Below are 16965 nucleotides of genomic sequence, written 5' to 3' on the forward strand. Positions count from 1 at the left end.
TCAATCAGAAGCTTCCAAGTCCCCCAAAGCTTCCAAACATATTCATGTAGTATTCCTGTACATTATTTTCGATTTCTTTCATAATCGATTCCAGCTCCTGGTCACTTGTTTCTGCCAGGTTGACTGTGTTCTCTGCGGCTAACTCAGGAAAATCAAAATCACTGGTAAAAGTAGTAGCAGTATCCACTTGGAATTCAACAGTACCTGCGACAGGTCCTATCATCGGATCTTTCATGCCAAGATCTAATCCTAAGACTACCTGACGATTCACCGTTTCCTTTTCCGTTTTCGTTTCTGTATTTAAATAACCGCCAATTTCAGGTACAGGCAGGCCAGCAAATGCATCACCCTCCAGGTTGACGTCGAATGTCGTTTCCGTGTTCCCTTCTGCCAAAATGGATGATAATGCTACACTAACAGTCGAGGACTCGCCTGTTTCCGTTAGCTTGAATGCTATATCCTGTTCTATATTCCACTTCTCCTCTTTTTTCTTGCCGTTTTCTTGATAGTTTACATGGAAAGAGCTCTTTTCACCTTCCTGTTTCACAGACATATCTATCGTGGAAGTATAGGAATTTTTATCTTCCTCTGCATAAGAAGTGTGTAAGGCAACAGAAGCAGTTGGAACATCCTTTGCAGGTTTGATATCAAATGCTATCTCCCGATTAACCACAAGGTCTCCATCAAGATATGCTGTTAATTTGACTCCTTCTGGCAGCTGTAGCTGATCGATGCCTGCAATTAGTTCATCTAATGAAGATTTGCCTTCCTTGACTGCGTTCTCAGCTTGTCCCTCAGGCAGATTGAAAGACAACTGGTTTTCGAATAGTTTCCATATTCGCTCGTCTTTTTTCATCTTCTCAACGAGGACCGTTATCAAGTCCTTCGCTTCTTCCTCAGAAAGTGTAACGGTTACTTTATCCAATTCTTTTCCTTCAAAGTTAACGCCTTTTTCCAGTGCAAACTGGTCACTTTCCAGTTCCTTTACAAGGGCAATTGCATAGTCCGAAACGATTTCCTCTGCTTCTTCTGCAGTCAGTCCAGAAGTCTGGTATTCTGCTAAATTAGGAATTTCATTCATATCTACAGGCTGGCCACTTCTTGCTAATAGTTCCCCAAGTTTATTATTTTGCAGGGAAAAGTATTTTTCATATAAAAAAGGTACCTTCACAGCCGTTTTCTCATCTGTTTGATATATTTCTGCATTTCCGAGGCTTTGACCCTGAAGAAGCAGGTCAAATGCCATAAACGTGTCTTTTGTTTCAGGATCGAGCATTTGTGTTGTTTCCAGCTGAGCCGAAGATATTAGCCCTTGAATCATCGGCAGCATAGCACCTAGATTCTGGCCGCCTTCCGTAATATCCACATCGGCTTTAATAGTAGATTCGGTCTTAAATGCTTCCTTAAGCATCTTCTCCTGAACCTCTTCCATATCACCGGAAAACTCGTCCATCAGATTCATCTGTTTTTCTAATGTATTCTTTTCGGCACTTAAATATCTTGCCATCGGGTTATTATTCTTCAACATACCGAAGGCTGTTGCGCCGATCCCCGCTACCAGTACCACTGTTACAATGACAAAAACCCAGCTTTTCACTCCACTGAATCTTTTCTTTGCAGCAGGGCTTGTCCCCTTTTCACTACGCATTCTTTTTCCCCCTGACCGTTTAAATGATTATAACTATATGTACGAAGAAACTGGTGGAAAGTTGCATGAAATCAGCAATTTTTTCCAATATAAGTATACTACGGAAATACATAAATAGGAATATGAAGTTACGTCAGGGAAAGAAAGAGACGGAACATATATGTGAAGATACTACAATCTATTTAGAAAACGCGCATTTACGCCGGTAAGCTTCTTTGTAAATTCTTTTTCTTTCTCAATATATAAAAAAGTGCACCTGGACGGTCCAGATGCACTTTTTCTGTGAGTAGCTTATTTTTCATGTTTTCCATTTTTCTTACCCTTGCCGTGCGGATGGTCTTTTTTCTTACCCTTGCCGTGAGGGTGGTCCTTTTTCTTCTCTTTACCGGAAGGGTGGTGCCCCTTTTCTTTTCCATTCACTGGTAATTCGTTCTTATCTTTATTCATGCGGGAATGAGAATGATCCTCCCCCTTTTGCCGGTCTGACGGCTTCGAGCTTTGAGGAGTATCATTCCCTTTTTCTTTCCCTATTCCGTTACCTTTACCAGGATGCCCATCTTTGAACTTTTCGAGTCCTTTTCCTTTACCTGGATGTTCATCGTTGAATTTTTCAGTTCCCTTTCCTTTACCGGGGTGTTCTGGCTTGTTACCAGGGTCAGGTTTATTACCATTCTTGGGGTCATTTTCAGGAGTAAAGTGATCAGGGCTATTCCATTTCTGTTCCTTTGCATTAGTGGAAGGTGCTTCTTCGTTATAAAATGATTGTATGATTTCTTTATCAGCTTTATCGAGGTTGACCTGTTCTTTTTTCGTCTCTACTTTTTGCTTTTTAGAGTCGGACAAAGAATCTGCCATTATCTTGTTCACTGACTCATTACTCTTTTCGGCCTTTCTGCGAAGACTTTCCGGAATGATGAATGTAGCAATTGACAGCGTGGAAAAACGTTCATCCATATAATCCTCTATTTGCTTTGTGAAGTTACCTTTACGTGTTTCATCAACATAGCTGATCCCTACCAGTACGCTGTTTCTTGCGTTAAGATAGCCTTCTTTTCGGCTGGTTTCAACAATGGAAGCGATCACTTTTTCTACCGGATCCTTTTCCCAGTTTGATAATACCTCAATAATATGGGCAGCATCTTCATTACCGGGAATCAACTCCAGCACTTTCCTGTTTTCGTTAACTTTCATTTCAATACTAGGATTGATATCGAGGTTGACGTATGCGTAGGTCTGATTGCCATCATACCAGGAATAAATAGGGAATATAGCTATCAATAATACAGCAACCATGGCAACCAATTTAACTTGCCCTCGACCGAATAGTCTTTGAAAGAAGTTGACCATACCCTCATATTTAGGTTCAAAAATTGCTTCCGAACCTATTTCTGCACCATCAATACGTTTTGCTTTCTGGAGGGTACCTAATTCCGTCATAACAATCGTATAACGGCGGTGATGTTCCATGACAATCCCTTTTTTCACATACCCACCCCCTTAATATAATCTTGAAGGTACACATAATCTCCACTCATCAGAATGACCATTGCCAGAATGAATTTACGATTGCGTTCAAGCGTTTTTTTGCTCACTTCCACACGGTCAATGAGATCCTTGATCGGGAGCCTTCCCTTTTCCAGTACTTTTTCTCTGAGAGCTTCATCGTCATGAATCTGCCTCGCCACTTTAACAGCAGAATCACGGGCATCCCTGTGTTGCGGTGATACCTCTGTAAGCTCTTTGAAAGAAAGCCTGTACTGTTTCAGTTTAATCTGAAAGTCTTTGATCTCTTCTCTGCGGTACCATGCTTCTGTTTCGCGTTCGTAATGTTCTTTAGCAGCTATTACTTCCGAAGGGTTTTCCATTTGCTCCTCATTCTCATATTCTTCATCAAGGGAAGCAGCCACCAAGTGCTTTTGTTCGTTACGGATGTAATCGATGACCTTCCTTTTGATGACTAAACGGGCAAATGACAGAAAGGAACTGCCCCTATCGGAGGAAAACGAATCTATCGCTTCATTAAAAGCCAATAGACCAATACTGAATTCATCATCTGAGTTTTGATCGATATACCTCTTGCAAACTTCGGAAACATTTTTGGCGATAAAAGGTTGATATTGCTTTAAAAGGTGATTACGAATTTCTTCGTCTCCCTGCTTAGCCAGATCTACTTGTTCATCCAGGGAGGTGTCAGTTCTTTTTGAAAACAAACTCCTGATCAACCTTTATCACCTCCAGCTATTAAGAAATTTCGAATCGTTATTCGTTTTTTTGGGTGTAATATTAAAATTTTTTCATTTATATTACAAAAAGATTTCAACCATGCCATGTTTCCAATGTTCACCTTTATATTAAGGGGAATAGACTATTCGTTTTAATTCGACATGGCTATCTTACCTAAAATATGCCTATGTATCTAGCACAGGATGTTTACATTTTATTAAATAATCATTTCAAAAAATAGACCATTATACCCCTTACGGTTTTTATCCATGAAAAAAGCCCCCACCTTTTTAGGGAGGGCTTCCTATATTTTTTCATTTATTTATCCAATATGGTTCTTTTTGGTATTTTCGATAAATTTCTTCTTCTAATTCTTCTGTAATTTCCTGGTGTTTATCATAATTTGGTCCTGCTTCAATCGTTTCAAGGCTCAGATCGATATAAAAGTTGTTATCGACCCAGTCAATGGATTGCAGCCAGGCCGGGGAAAGCAATACTTGGAAATTAGTGGACCATTCGCTTGTATTAACGACTAGATAGCGAATTTTCCATGTCTCGTCATCCACGATAATGTCACTTATATAGCCAGCTTTTCCATCTTTCCCGTGGACAATTCCATGTTTCACTGCGCCTTTGATTTCCTCAATACTCCTTAGTTTATCATCGCCTGTATACTTACCTTCTTCAATTGGCGGATTATTTTCTTTTGCGGCAAGCATTTCCTTCTGGCCTGGCTCAGGCATAGTAGCAAGTGGAGAACCGTAACCTCCCCATAAATAGTCGCCTGCCCAATATTGTTTCCAACCAAAGAAATCCGTCAATTCCATTTCTTTCTCACGGGAAAAGGCCTGTTTTTCCTCAAGACTCGCATTATTTCTGATATCCTCTTTTTTATCTCGAATATAAATGGCTTGCTCTTCAGGCACGACAGAGTCAAACCCTGAAGGAGACACAACCACTTTTTTACCAGGCAGCCATTTTCTTGTGTCTACAACTAAATAGCGAACCGCCCACTTATGGTCATCGAAATAAAGATCTTTTACTTTACCCAGCTCTCCATCTTCAGCCAAGATATTATAATGCTCCAGCTTACTTACATGGTAAAGCATGCAATCACTCCTAAAAGGTATCGTTTACTAAAAATTTACCACGTGACATGCTGTGTAAAACTTAGAATACCCCGTGTCACAGTGTTTATTCTTATGATGTAACAGGTATAGAAACAATAGATTGTGAGTCGAAAGGAGGGGATGACTATGAAAGCAGTATTGCTCAATACCAGTTTAAAACCAGGTACAGATACCAGTGATACTGAGGAATTACTGCATGAGACCGCCCAGCTGCTGCAGGCAGAGCATATAGATACAAATCGGATCCACTTGAGGGATTTCCATATATCCTTTGGAATTACCAGCCGGTTGGACGGAGACGATGACTGGCCGTTCATCTTTGATAAAATAAAAGAAGCAGACATTGTAATTATTGGAACCCCTATTGCTATGGGCGAGAAAAGTAGTATCGCCTCTTTGATCCTGGAAAGATTACAAGGCTATCATGATATGACTAACCCGAAAGGACAAACACTATTCTATAATAAAGTTGCCGGTGTCATTGTAGCTGGCGGTAATGAAGATGGAGCCCGGTTGGCGGCACAATCTATTTTTTATCGTCTGTCAATGCTGGGTTTCACAATACCCCCGCACGCTCATGCTGCTTTTGAAAATTGGGAGGAAGAAAATGAGGAAATGGAAAAGGATGAAGTAACTTCATTTCAAAATATCGAACGGATGACTTATAATCTAATTCATTTCGCAGAACTGTTTCATTTCCACCCGATTCCAACGTTGGGAAATACCATCAAACCTTAAACTTCCTTTTGGGGGAACAAAAAGGGGCTGCCCCATAAGTCTTTGATAGACTAATCGGGGCAGCCTTATCTGTATTGCTGATACCGGAAAAGCGGGGCTGGGAAACGATTCCCTTTCCACGGGGAAGACGACAAGTCTCCTCGGGCTTTGCCCTGCGGGGGTGGGACAACCCCTTTTCTAATCGCTTTTTTGATAATAATAGTCAATTGGTACTGCTAATCCAACCTTCCCATGTTCATCATGCCTGAGAGTAGCAAACACGACACCGATCACCTTACCATTTTCGTTAATGACCGGACTTCCACTGTTTCCTTTGTATATCGGTGCATCCAGCATCAGCACGGGCTGCGACCAATCATCAAGTTCTGTATAGCCGATAATGCTCCCTTTGTTTGCTATTCCAGTAAAACGAAGGGGGTTCCCAATAAAATAAATCGATGCTGCTTCTGTGAAGGATGTCTCGGTTGCAAGCTCCAGATACGGCAGCCCATTCCCTTCAACATCCAATACTGCCAAATCAACTTCCGGATAAGCTGCCTCTATTTCGGCTTGGTATAAGCCTTCCTCTGGAAATGCCACTGATATTCTTTTTTCTCCCTCAATGACATGATGATTCGTTATTATTTTGCCATCTGGTGTAATAGCAAACCCTGTGCCTTTGCTTTGGCCGGCTTCAATGACGACTATTGATTTTTTATATTCCTGGATATCAGCATCATTCGACAGCTTGGCGGACGTGACGAGGAAGTCAATTGCAGGAATAGAAAAAGTCTGAGGAATAACAGCTCCCAGGTTTACTACCATAATTATTGCAATCAACCAAAACGCCCACTTCGGGAATGGGCGTTTCGGTTCTGCTTCTTCTGCCTGTTCTTTGGCTAATGCTTTTCTCTTTTCTTCCTGGACTAATTCGTATAGTTCCTCTTCATCCATTTCTTCATAAAGATCTTCATCAATGATATCTCTTTTTTGATCATCGCTGTTCATGGCGGCAACACCTCAGATTGGATGGGAACATTACATAGCCTTTGCTTTCAGCTTACCTTTCTGCATTTGATACATTTGATAATAAAGCCCCTTCTCGGCAATCAGCTGATCATGTGTTCCCTTTTCTTTCATTGTACCATGACTGAGAACAATAATTTGATCTGCTTGTTGAATGGTGGATAGACGATGAGCAATTACTAAGGTGGTTCTGCCCTTCTTCAACACTTGTAAAGCATCCTGGATTAATTGTTCCGTTTCAGTATCTATATTGGCAGTCGCTTCATCAAGTATAAGAATAGCCGGATCAAACGCAAGGGCTCGGGCAAAAGATATTAACTGCCGCTCCCCCATGGATAACGTGCTTCCTTTTTCCTTGACTGGTTCGTCATACTTACCAGGGAGCTTTTCAATGAAACGGTCAGCGCCTACTGCTTTCAAAGCATCAATCGCCATTTCCCGGGAAATGTTTGGATCATTCATCGTTACATTCGACAAAATAGTACCCGTAAATAAGAATGGATCCTGAAGAACGATTCCCATATGGCTTCGAACCTGCTGGCGTGACCACTCATGAATCGATTGATTATCAATGGTTATTCTCCCTTTCTGCGGATCGTAGTAACGGAACAGCAGATTCATGATCGAACTTTTACCTGACCCAGTATGGCCGACAAAGGCCGCTGTCTGACCGGCTTTCACTTCAAAATTAATATCCTTCAAGACATACTCATCACCTTCATAAGCAAAAGAAACATGATCAAACTTTACTTCACCTTTATAACGTGGAAGATTTTCCTCATCCACCGTTTCTCCGTCTTCTGCCATAAGGTCAAATACGCGTCCTGCAGACACCCTGGCCTGTTCCAGCTGTGGAAGCTGATGAACGAGGTCGTTGACAGGCTGGAATAATCGATTCAGATAATCAACAAATGCATACAGCACACCGACAGTAATCAACCCTTCTGCCCCGAGTGCTTGAGAGCCGAAATACCAAATAAACGCTACAAAAGCCAAATTACGAAGAACGTTGACTAGATTATGGGAAGTCAGGGCGCTCAAGCGAATTAATTTCCGCTGATAAGTGAAGTGCTTATCATTTAAGGATTCAAATTCCTCTGACGTCTGATTCTGTCGCCGGAAAGCCTGAATGATGGACATGCCCTGTATTGCCTCGTTGATGTTCCCATTCATATCACTGACAGTGGACCTTACAACCTTGTTGTACTTCCCGCCAAAGTGTTTATAAACCCGCATCCACGCCATAATGATCGGCAATAGTAAAAGGCAGATAAGGGCAAGCCGTAAATCCAGCAAAAACAAAGCAACGTAGATACCGGTCATATAGACGATACTTGTCACGAATGTAGCCAGTACACGGACATACAATTCCCGTATCGCTTCCGTATCGTTTGTAACCCTTGCGACGATTTTCCCTGCTGGCTGATTGATGAAATAATTAATCGGCAGCCGTTGAATATGCTGAAATACATCCTTTCTCATTTTCTGTATGATACGATTTGATGTCTTTTGCAGCAAATAGGTATTCCCAAATTGAAACACCGATGCAATCAATAACAATGCCACATACAAGGCAAGCAATTTGAAAATAGCTGGTCGTTCAGGCGCGAAAAAACCATATAATTCTTCCAATGAAAGCTTTTCCGCCTGGGCAGTGACTGTGCCGTCAGGAGTTTCAATAATTACTTTCCCTTCGTTTATATTCCGGCTTCCTGTCGTAGGAACAGCGTCTTCAATAAAATAATAGCTGCGTCCCACTTGGAGGATGGTCGCTTTATCAGAAGAATTATCTTCCTCTAGCAAATGGTCTTCCCGTTTGTAAAGTCCTCCCTCATACGTCACTGTAAAATCATCTTTTTCACTGACTTGATGCCATTGCGACTCAATTCCGACTACATGCTGGTCAATGAGCCGTTTGGCGATGAAAGGGCCGGTCAGTTCCAATGCAACCGCGATGATCAGACATATCAGTCCAATCCCGATGCTTTTTCTGAATTTCCATGCATATTGAAATAACTTTCTTTCCGTTGAGCCTTTCATCAGGAAACCTGCCCCCTTTCTTCCAATTGCTGCGACTCATACTGGGTTTTATACCAGCCATTCAATGCCATCAATTGTTGATGAGTCCCCTCTTCCATTATCTTTCCTTCATCCATGACAATAATATGGTCAGCATGGACAACCGCAGAAAGACGATGTGCTGCAATAAACGTGGTTTTTCCTCTCCGTTCTTCCTTCAAATGCTGTATGATGTTCGCTTCCGTTTTACCATCCACAGCAGACATGGCATCATCAAGAATCAAAATTTCCGGGTCCATGATAAATGCTCGTGCGATAGCTACTCTCTGCTTTTGTCCTCCAGATAAGGTGACACCGCTTTCGCCGACTTTTGTGTCTAAACCTTTCTGAAGATTTTTGATATCATCCAGAAAGTGGGCAAGCTCCATGACACGAAAAATCTCTTCATCGCTGGCATCGTCTTTTCCAAATTGAATATTTTCCCGGACCGTTTTCGAAAACAATATTTGCTCTTGAGGCACATAACCAATCCAAGACCTGGTCATATCAAGAGAAAAATCGTTTATATCGACTCCCGATATGGTAAGTTTTCCACTCATACCGGAGTATTCCCGTAATAACTGACGGAACAGGGTCGTTTTACCTGCACCGGTTTTTCCGACCACTCCGATCGTCTGACCACGTTCAATGTTTAGATTCACTTTTTCAAGACGGTTAATTTCGTTATCCGGATATTTGAAATCAACATTTTCAAATAGAATTCGTTCAGGTCTCTTCGCGATTTTAGGTGATTCTGGTTCTTTTACATCAGGTGCATAATCGATTGTTTCATTCACCCTGTCCAGTGAAGCATTTCCACGCTGCATGACATTAATCAATTCCCCAACTGCAAACATCGGCCAAATTAACATTCCGAGATAAACGTTAAAGGAGACTAACTCCCCGAGTGTAAGCACATTTTGGAATACCAGAGAAGTCCCATATCCAAGTCCAATCGTGTAGGAGATGCCTACTAGAACCTTTATTGTCGGTTCAAATAAAGCATCAATTTTAGCAACTTCAACATTCTTCTTGTACACGTCCTCTGTCATCTTGTGGAACCGTTGTTCATCTTGTTTTTCCTGCACAAAAGCCCGAATCACCCGTACACCTTTCACTGATTCCAGAACATCGTCATTCATATCGCCAAAAGCGGTTTGTGCTTTCATAAACCGCTCATGAATGACTTTTCCGTAGCGATTCATGACAATCGCCATAATCGGCAAAGGCAGCAGTGCAGCCAATGTAAGCTTCCAGCTGATTGTGAACCCCATCACGGCAATCAATAGAAGCATAAAAATTGAGGAGTCTACCGCTGTTAAAATGCCAAAACCTGCTGTCATATTGAGCGCTTTCAAATCGTTCGTAGCACGGGCCATCAGATCTCCCGTCCGGAACTTTCCAAAGAATGTCGGGGTCATTTTCAGAAAATGATTCATCAGCCGTGAGCGCATCGTTTTTTCCATGATGACTGCCCCGCCGAACAACATGTAATCCCAAAAAAAGTTTATAGTATAACTGGCGATGATCAATCCTCCATATATGAAAAGGATTTCCAACATCCGCTCAGAAGTCAAATCGTTGAACTGTATTTCATCAATTGCCATCCCGACAAGTTTAGGCGGAATGATATCGATGATACTTGCGATAACCAGCGCTACAATTGCAAAGGTATATCGCTTCCAATATTGCTTAAAAAACCAGCTTAACTTTCCAAACACTCCAAACATTATCTCACATCCTTTCGTTTATACACTGACTAGCCGCTATCTTTCCAATCTTCTACTACCTGCCTGAGTTGCGTGATTTTTTCCATCTTTTTTTCCTCCTTTATTTATTCAGCCCATTTTCAACTCTTTAAAAAAGAGCCTTTATATAAAGCATAGTAATGCTTCATACCTAAATCAGAAATAACCCATAGTCACTCGTACTTCCATGAATGCGTCATTCTTCTTATACTTGGAACTTAAAAATTTTCACTGCGTCGAGAAGCTTCCTCGCTTAAATTTTATGCCTTTTACCAATGTATAAAAAAAGAGCATACGCCTCTCGCGCATGCTCTACACACATAAAAAGGCCACGAAGTGATACGCAGCCTAAGTAACTTTCAACGTAATATAAAATACTGTTAAAGCAAAATACAGCGCGGCCACGCTCGATATGAAATTGATTCAGCAACAACAATAAGTGCAATCCGCTTTTTCATCGTCGTGACCTCCTTTGCTTTATTGGTTATTTAATTATATAGTTTTCAAAAAATTTAATCAATACCATCCTCAAAATAAGTGAAAACTTTCGTTCAAGTGGCTTCTATTCCGTTTCCAAAAACAATCGTAAAAGCAAGAATCGATAGAAGAATAAGGATAAAAACTATGGAGATCGGACGGGAAACGTTTGCCTTTTGTACTTCTGCCCATTTTACCGGTCTGATTCCACTGAGGGAAAATATAATCATTGCTGATAAAAGGATGGATGACATATTCAGCAGTACTAATAGGATGGAACCATATGCATGGCTCCACACGCCATCACCGAGCGAAATACCCAGAGCTACAGTAGGAGGAAGCAATGCTATAGCAACCATAATTCCAACCAAGTTCCCTGGAAAGTGATTCAAAAAAGCCAGTGCTCCAGCAACTCCTGAAGCAATACCCAAAAATATATCGGGAATGGTAACTTCTGTGCGAGCTAAATATTGTTCAGTCTTTATTTCCACCCCATATACATAACCAAATAATACGGAAATACCAAGCACAAGGAAGAAACCTAACAGGAAGACTGTGATTGCTTTTCCGATTCTTCTATAATCACCTAAAATGGATGCAAAGGCAATTGCGATGACAGGACCAATTAAAGGGGCAATGACCATTGCAGCAATTACAACAGCCTCACTGTTCTTAAGAAAGCCGACTGTTGCTACAATCGCAGAAACTACAATCATAATCGTATAGTTTAGTGTGATTGTACTATTATCTTCGATAGCTGTAAGCAACTCATGACGGCTTGCCCTTAATAGTCTGCTGTCCTCCCCATCTCCTTCTTCGCCTTCTTCCTCTGCTTTTTTCTTATCGAGTGTATCCTTGGAAAAGTAAGCATCGACAGGTACTAGCAGCGTTTCCGTTTCTTGCTCATGTGTAAGGCCTTCAAGGTAGTTTAAGATATCTTCCACTTCATGGTTGCTGACTATGATTCGTACCCTGGTTCTTCCTTCTTTTTCCTCTGTCATCCAACTGGATTGCTGTTCGAACTCTTGAAGCTTTTCAAAAACTTCCCCACTTTTTTGAGATGGGATATATACGTCGATAACCTTAAATTCCATTTCTGTTATTTCCCTTCAGCAGCTAATTATTTATAGCTTTCCTAGGACAATGAAAATTTACACACCTTCTAAGTCCAAATTTTCGATAGTTTTTGATAAAATGAAGCTAGTGAATCAAGGAGGGATTAGATGTATTTAGATGAAGTATTGGAACAGAACAGGAAATTCGTCGAAGAAGAAAGTTACATTCCTTATCAGACTGACAAATTCCCTGATAAACGGATAGTTGTCCTCAGCTGTATGGACACAAGACTTGTGGAACTATTGCCACGAGCACTGAATGTTAAAAATGGGGACATTAAAATGGTCAAAAATGCCGGGGCAATACTGACCCATCCGTTTGGAAGTGTCATGCGCAGTCTAATGGTTGCTGTTTACGAGTTGCAGGCCGATGAGATTTTCATCATTGGACACCATGACTGCGGAATGAAACATTATAATGGTGAACAAACGATCAGTAAGATGAAAGAGCAGGGTGTCAAAGATGAAGTCTTTGAAACGCTAGAGTATGCTGGTGTGGACGTCAAGAATTGGCTCCAAGGATTTGAGCGTGTGGAGGATTCTGTTCAAAACAGTGTCGACATGGTACGTAACCATCCATTGCTGCCAAAGAAAACCCCAGTCCATGGTCTTGTCATCGACCCAGGAACTGGTCGGTTGGATTTAGTCACTCGAGGTTATGAATAACACTTAAAAATGGAGGCTGTTTGACAGTACATAAACTGACAAACAGCCTTTTTTTATGCGTTCTTTTTTGTTTTGTTATTTGTAGAAGCTTTTTTCTTGGATGTTGTTGTTTTCTTTTTTGTTGTTTTTCCTTTGCCTGTTCCTTTGCCTGTTCCTTTGTTAGCTTTATCCAGTGAAGCTTGGAGAGCATCCATCAGATTGGTAACATTATCCGGCTTTTTCTTATCTTTAGCTGTCGCCACCTGGTCCTGATTCTTCCGTTCCTCGATAAGCTCCAGTAAGGCATTCCGGTAATCATCCTGGTATTTACCCGGGTCAAATTCGGTCGTTAACTGGTCAATTAACATCTTCGCCGTGTCTAATTCCTTTTTAACAGTTTCCTCCTCTTCAGGTACATTCGGAACATCAACCGTATTCCTCACTTCATCCGGGTAATGTATCGTTTCCATCACCAGTGTATTCTGATAGACACGTATGACAGCAAGCTGCTCCTTTGATCGGATCATGATTTTTGCCACACCGATTTTTCCAGTATCCTGTAAGGCCTGCCGTAAAAGGACATAGGCTTTAGATCCCCCTTCATTTGGGGATAAATAATAGCTTCTCTCAAAATAAATCGGATCGATCTCCTCCAATTTTACAAAGTCAACGATCTCAACAGATTTATCGGTATTTTCCTTTTTCAGTTCAGCGACTTCCTCTTCATCAAGCATGACAAATTTGTTTTTGGCATATTCATATGCCTTCACAATTTCCTGCTGTTCCACTTCCCGTTCGCAGACCGGGCACACCTTCTCATATTTGATTGGCGACTGGCATTCTTTATGAAGCTGACGCAGTTTGACGTCTTTATTTTCCGTAGCTGCATGCAGCTTGATAGGGATATTGACCAACCCGAAGCTGACCGTCCCTTTCCACATCGTATGCATCGTTCCACCTCTTTTTTTACTTAGTGTGTGCTTCCTGGGTTGTTTTATGTTTAGCATCTCGGCGATTTCACAAACTAATGTAATCATTGGAGGTGATCTGCCTTGAAGAAACCAGAAAAAGTTATGAAACCAATCTTATCTGAAAAAATTCCTTCTGGCCGCGAATGGCTCTATGAAGTGAAATACGATGGTTTTCGCTGTCTGCTTCATTGGAAAAAAGACGATATCCAACTCATTAGCCGAAACGGGATTTCATTTACAGATCAATTCCCCGAAATTATCTCTTTTTGTGAAGATAAAACTGATGAAATATCTGACCTCCTGCCGCTTAGCCTTGATGGAGAGCTGGTTATATTAAATACAGAACTGCAGGCTAATTTTTCCATGCTGCAAAAACGTTCACGCATGCGCAGCAAAAAAAGCATTGAGCAGATTAGTCGTGACAGACCTGCACACTTTCTTGCATTTGACCTGCTTGATACAAAAAAAGCTATTTATCAACACAGAAAAAAGAACCTCGTAAAAGTATTCCAATCGTTGAACCTTCCACGGGAAATTTCCATGGAATCACCACTGGGTTACGTCCAATCCTCTGATAATTATGAAACATTGTTCCGTAAGCTGGATGAGCATATGGGTGAGGGGATTGTCGCCAAGAATAAACACTCCCATTACCGGGAAGGGAAGCGACCGGACTGGTTGAAAATAAAAAATTGGCGGACCCTTACGGGCATATTGACAAGCTTCCATCCTTCAAACGATTATTTCGGAATAGCCGTGTATGATGATGGAAATCTACTTTCAATTGGTAAATGTAAACATGGACTGGATGATAAAGACCGGGATACATTAAGGAAATTCGTAAGGGAGCAAGGGGAAAAACAAGGGCAAACCTACCTCCTTCCTCCTGCTATATGTATGGATATCCATTGCCTTGGGATCCACGATAAAGAGCTGCGCGAGCCATCCTTTGCAGCATTCAGGCTGGATCAAGAAGTGGAAGCTTGCACCAGAGATAAACTTAACTGGCAGTTGAGTATGCCGCCTGAAATAAATTACACGAACCTTGATAAACTGCTTTATCCTGAAAGTGGCGTGACAAAACAATTACTGATCGGATATTTGCGAGAGGTTTATCCCTATATGAAACCATTCCTGGACAATCGTATCCTTACTGTCATACGGTTTCCCGATGGTGTGAAGGGGGAGGCATTTTACCAGAAACACCTGCCTGAATATGCTCCAGATTTCATTAAAGCAACCAAGGAAAAAACGCAGCTGATAGATTCTGTAGAAGCTTTAGCCTGGTTTGGTAATCAGGCTGCTATCGAGTATCACGTTCCTTTCCAACAAAGTAATAGCAAATATCCGTCGGAAATAGTTTTTGACCTGGATCCTCCTGATGATAACAGCTTTGACATGGCAGTAAATGCTGCCACCCAGCTGCATGCTATATTTAATAACTTAGGTCTCCATCATTTCGTAAAAACTTCAGGTGGAAAAGGCCTTCAGGTATACCTGCCACTGCCCGAAAATACGCTCAGTTATGAAGAAACAGCAAAATTCACAGAAATCATTGCTGAAACCTTGGTTCAGTATGATCCAGATTCATTTACAACAGAACGGTTGAAGAAAAACCGCCATGGCAGGCTGTATGTCGATCATATCCAGCATGCTCCAGGGAAAACAATCATTGCTCCCTACTCTCCCCGCGGGCGAGAACAGGCTAGCGTAGCAACGCCCATATATTGGGCAGAATTACCCGAAATCAGTGACCCATCCATATTTACCATTCATAATACATTGGATCGTCTTCACGAAAAAGGCTGTCCGTTCCGTACTTTTCATGAAGTTAAAAACAAACAGCCGATGAATGTGTTCGATAGGTTTATAAAGTAAAATGCAACCATTTGCCCATTTAACTCATCTGGACGTTTCTATCACGGGCAACCGTACATTTATAAGGCACAGAGACAAACTCCCATGCATATGCGCTTTGCTCTCATATTCTATTAGTACCTACGGGTAATAATCTAATTAAGGAGTGTAAAAAGAATATGAGCTGTAAATGCAAAAAAGACAATTGTGTCTGCGAAAAAGTAAGAAAGATTCTTGCCGCTCAGGAAGCTGTAGCAAATAATGACTGTTGCCGCAGTGGATCTTGTGAATTGTCCATCAGGGATCTCGTTTCCCCAACTGGAAATGGCAATGACACAATACCTTTCATGCTATTGTGCGGTTGTGAGAATACTTTCGCCGGCTTACTCCCTTACTTCGCATGGGGCGTGAGAAGAGATAACGACTGCTTTGGTCCAATCCCTTCCCCGTTCTTCCGTGTGAAAAAGTTCAAGGATGACTGCTGTGCGGTACTTGAGCTGCTGTTCCCTAGCTTGTGTGACGAAACACCAGACTCCATCTCCGACTTGTTCTTGTTTGATGGCTGGTTCAGCACTGGGGTATGTGTCGAAGTAGACCTGAGCTGCTTCACTGGCATCACCTGCTTCCCGCCGACTACACCAGTACCTGCAAACTCCGCTCAAGTGTCAAAAGGACTTCGTGCTGTCAATGCCCTTCGCGCTGACAAAAATGCAATGGTCGGCCTGGCTAACAGACACTAAGAACATGTGAATTACACGTGTGGCTCACAGCATTTTCCCCTTTCATTAAAATAAAATCGGCAGCTCATTGGCTGCCTCAGCTTGTGGAGAAACCCCTGTTTTTTCCGCAAGCTTTTTTTCTTACCGCCAGGAGCGAAGGACCCTTCCCTTTCCGCGGACGAGCGCCCGAGCTTCCTCGCGAAACCCACGCTCGGCGATCTCGGCTCCCTCGTTCTTCCGCAGGAGTGGAAGGGTCCTCGCCCTTTGGAATTTCTTTAAAACAGAAAAAGACTCTCCTTCACTTTCTCTTTTCCACGCAAATGACAATGGGGTGGAGTCGGTAAAGAGCACTCTCTCCGCCATCATACGGTGGTTCATAGCCTGAAGCACGATTTCATCGAAGACTTCCTGAAAGATGTCGGTCTCTTTAAAACGTGTTCGGCGATTCCAACTGATCGTGGAATGATGAGGAACTTGGTCCGTTAAGTTTAGCCCTAAAAACCAACGATACGCAACGTTGGTCAGAATTTGTCGTTCCAAATCACGTTCGGAACGGATGCCATAAAAATAACCGATGAACATCAATTTGAATTGGGAAAAATACCAAAAAAAATCAGGTTGTCGAGACTTT

The 16965-nt window shown here is 41.8% G+C and carries 13 protein-coding genes and 1 pseudogene; 4 read left to right on the top strand and 10 right to left on the bottom strand.

Annotation, left to right across the window (positions count from 1 at the left end; translation table 11 throughout):
* Window positions 1-4 precede the first annotated feature (4 nt).
* The 4 genes from JOC33_RS00370 to JOC33_RS00385 all read right to left on the bottom strand — a co-directional run bounded on the left by JOC33_RS00370 (window position 5) and on the right by JOC33_RS00385 (window position 4980).
* Window positions 5-1648 carry a DUF6583 family protein gene (locus tag JOC33_RS00370; protein ID WP_205089930.1) on the bottom strand — a complete coding sequence of 548 codons (1644 nt, stop codon included), beginning with the start codon at window positions 1646-1648 and terminating at the stop codon, window positions 5-7.
* Window positions 1649-1939: 291 nt separating this feature from the next.
* A complete protein-coding gene (locus tag JOC33_RS00375) occupies window positions 1940-3133 on the bottom strand; it encodes an anti-sigma-I factor RsgI family protein (RefSeq protein ID WP_205089931.1) in 1194 nt (397 codons plus the stop codon).
* A complete protein-coding gene (gene sigI / locus JOC33_RS00380; protein WP_205089935.1) occupies window positions 3130-3870 on the bottom strand; it encodes an RNA polymerase sigma-I factor in 741 nt (246 codons plus the stop codon). The genes JOC33_RS00375 and sigI overlap by 4 nt, the downstream gene beginning before the upstream one ends.
* A gap of 315 nt (window positions 3871-4185) precedes the next feature.
* Complete coding sequence (locus tag JOC33_RS00385; RefSeq protein ID WP_205089937.1) at window positions 4186-4980, bottom strand: PRC-barrel domain-containing protein; 795 nt, start codon at window positions 4978-4980, stop codon at window positions 4186-4188.
* 147 nt (window positions 4981-5127) lie between these two features.
* Between JOC33_RS00385 and JOC33_RS00390 the strand changes: the two genes are divergently transcribed.
* Window positions 5128-5739 carry a flavodoxin family protein gene (locus tag JOC33_RS00390; RefSeq protein ID WP_205089939.1) on the top strand — a complete coding sequence of 204 codons (612 nt, stop codon included), beginning with the start codon at window positions 5128-5130 and terminating at the stop codon, window positions 5737-5739.
* A gap of 177 nt (window positions 5740-5916) precedes the next feature.
* Here JOC33_RS00390 and JOC33_RS00395 read toward each other — a convergent pair whose 3' ends face one another.
* From JOC33_RS00395 to JOC33_RS00410, 4 genes are all read right to left on the bottom strand, one after another.
* Entirely contained in the window at window positions 5917-6726 is an 810-nt protein-coding gene (locus tag JOC33_RS00395; protein WP_205089941.1) for a S1C family serine protease, read from the bottom strand.
* Between the two features lie 30 nt (window positions 6727-6756).
* Window positions 6757-8784 carry an ABC transporter ATP-binding protein gene (locus tag JOC33_RS00400; protein ID WP_205089943.1) on the bottom strand — a complete coding sequence of 676 codons (2028 nt, stop codon included), beginning with the start codon at window positions 8782-8784 and terminating at the stop codon, window positions 6757-6759.
* Entirely contained in the window at window positions 8784-10532 is a 1749-nt protein-coding gene (locus JOC33_RS00405) for an ABC transporter ATP-binding protein (RefSeq protein WP_205089945.1), read from the bottom strand. Before JOC33_RS00405 ends, JOC33_RS00400 begins: the two co-directional genes overlap by 1 nt.
* A 569-nt stretch (window positions 10533-11101) precedes the next feature.
* Window positions 11102-12121, bottom strand: a complete 1020-nt coding sequence (locus JOC33_RS00410; RefSeq protein WP_205089946.1) for a TIGR00341 family protein — start codon at window positions 12119-12121, stop codon at window positions 11102-11104.
* A 129-nt stretch (window positions 12122-12250) separates the two neighbouring features.
* Between JOC33_RS00410 and JOC33_RS00415 the strand changes: the two genes are divergently transcribed.
* Window positions 12251-12808 (top strand): beta-class carbonic anhydrase, encoded by a 558-nt coding sequence (locus JOC33_RS00415; RefSeq protein WP_205089948.1) that lies wholly within the window; start codon window positions 12251-12253, stop codon window positions 12806-12808.
* Window positions 12809-12861: 53 nt separating this feature from the next.
* On the opposite strand, the gene ku is transcribed toward JOC33_RS00415, so the two are convergent.
* The gene (gene ku, locus JOC33_RS00420; RefSeq protein ID WP_205089952.1) at window positions 12862-13737 is read right to left on the bottom strand and encodes a non-homologous end joining protein Ku; all 876 of its coding nucleotides are present in this window, start codon (window positions 13735-13737) and stop codon (window positions 12862-12864) included.
* 102 nt (window positions 13738-13839) lie between these two features.
* On the opposite strand from ku, the gene ligD reads away from it, so the two are divergent.
* Window positions 13840-15636 (top strand): DNA ligase D, encoded by a 1797-nt coding sequence (gene ligD / locus JOC33_RS00425; protein ID WP_205089955.1) that lies wholly within the window; start codon window positions 13840-13842, stop codon window positions 15634-15636.
* Between the two features lie 158 nt (window positions 15637-15794).
* The gene (locus tag JOC33_RS00430; RefSeq protein ID WP_205089956.1) at window positions 15795-16355 is read left to right on the top strand and encodes a CotY/CotZ family spore coat protein; all 561 of its coding nucleotides are present in this window, start codon (window positions 15795-15797) and stop codon (window positions 16353-16355) included.
* Between the two features lie 303 nt (window positions 16356-16658).
* On the opposite strand, the pseudogene JOC33_RS00435 reads toward JOC33_RS00430, so the two are convergent.
* Window positions 16659-16925 (bottom strand): annotated as a pseudogene (locus tag JOC33_RS00435) (transposase); the annotation flags it as partial.
* Window positions 16926-16965: the final 40 nt, after the last annotated feature.

This window comes from Thalassobacillus pellis, assembly GCF_016908295.1.
In the GTDB taxonomy this organism is placed as follows: domain Bacteria; phylum Bacillota; class Bacilli; order Bacillales; family Halobacillaceae; genus Thalassobacillus; species Thalassobacillus pellis.

Bases quoted from the DNA above. Each gene is read 5' to 3' on its own strand.
- JOC33_RS00370 (WP_205089930.1), bottom strand. From the start codon at position 1,648: ATGCGTAGTGAAAAGGGGACAAGCCCTGCTGCAAAGAAAAGATTCAGT.
- JOC33_RS00385 (WP_205089937.1), bottom strand. From the start codon at position 4,980: ATGCTTTACCATGTAAGTAAGCTGGAGCATTATAATATCTTGGCTGAA.
- JOC33_RS00390 (WP_205089939.1), top strand. From the start codon at position 5,128: ATGAAAGCAGTATTGCTCAATACCAGTTTAAAACCAGGTACAGATACC.
- JOC33_RS00395 (WP_205089941.1), bottom strand. From the start codon at position 6,726: ATGAACAGCGATGATCAAAAAAGAGATATCATTGATGAAGATCTTTAT.
- JOC33_RS00400 (WP_205089943.1), bottom strand. From the start codon at position 8,784: ATGAAAGGCTCAACGGAAAGAAAGTTATTTCAATATGCATGGAAATTC.
- JOC33_RS00405 (WP_205089945.1), bottom strand. From the start codon at position 10,532: ATGTTTGGAGTGTTTGGAAAGTTAAGCTGGTTTTTTAAGCAATATTGG.
- JOC33_RS00410 (WP_205089946.1), bottom strand. From the start codon at position 12,121: ATGGAATTTAAGGTTATCGACGTATATATCCCATCTCAAAAAAGTGGG.
- JOC33_RS00415 (WP_205089948.1), top strand. From the start codon at position 12,251: ATGTATTTAGATGAAGTATTGGAACAGAACAGGAAATTCGTCGAAGAA.
- ku (WP_205089952.1), bottom strand. From the start codon at position 13,737: ATGCATACGATGTGGAAAGGGACGGTCAGCTTCGGGTTGGTCAATATC.
- JOC33_RS00430 (WP_205089956.1), top strand. From the start codon at position 15,795: ATGAGCTGTAAATGCAAAAAAGACAATTGTGTCTGCGAAAAAGTAAGA.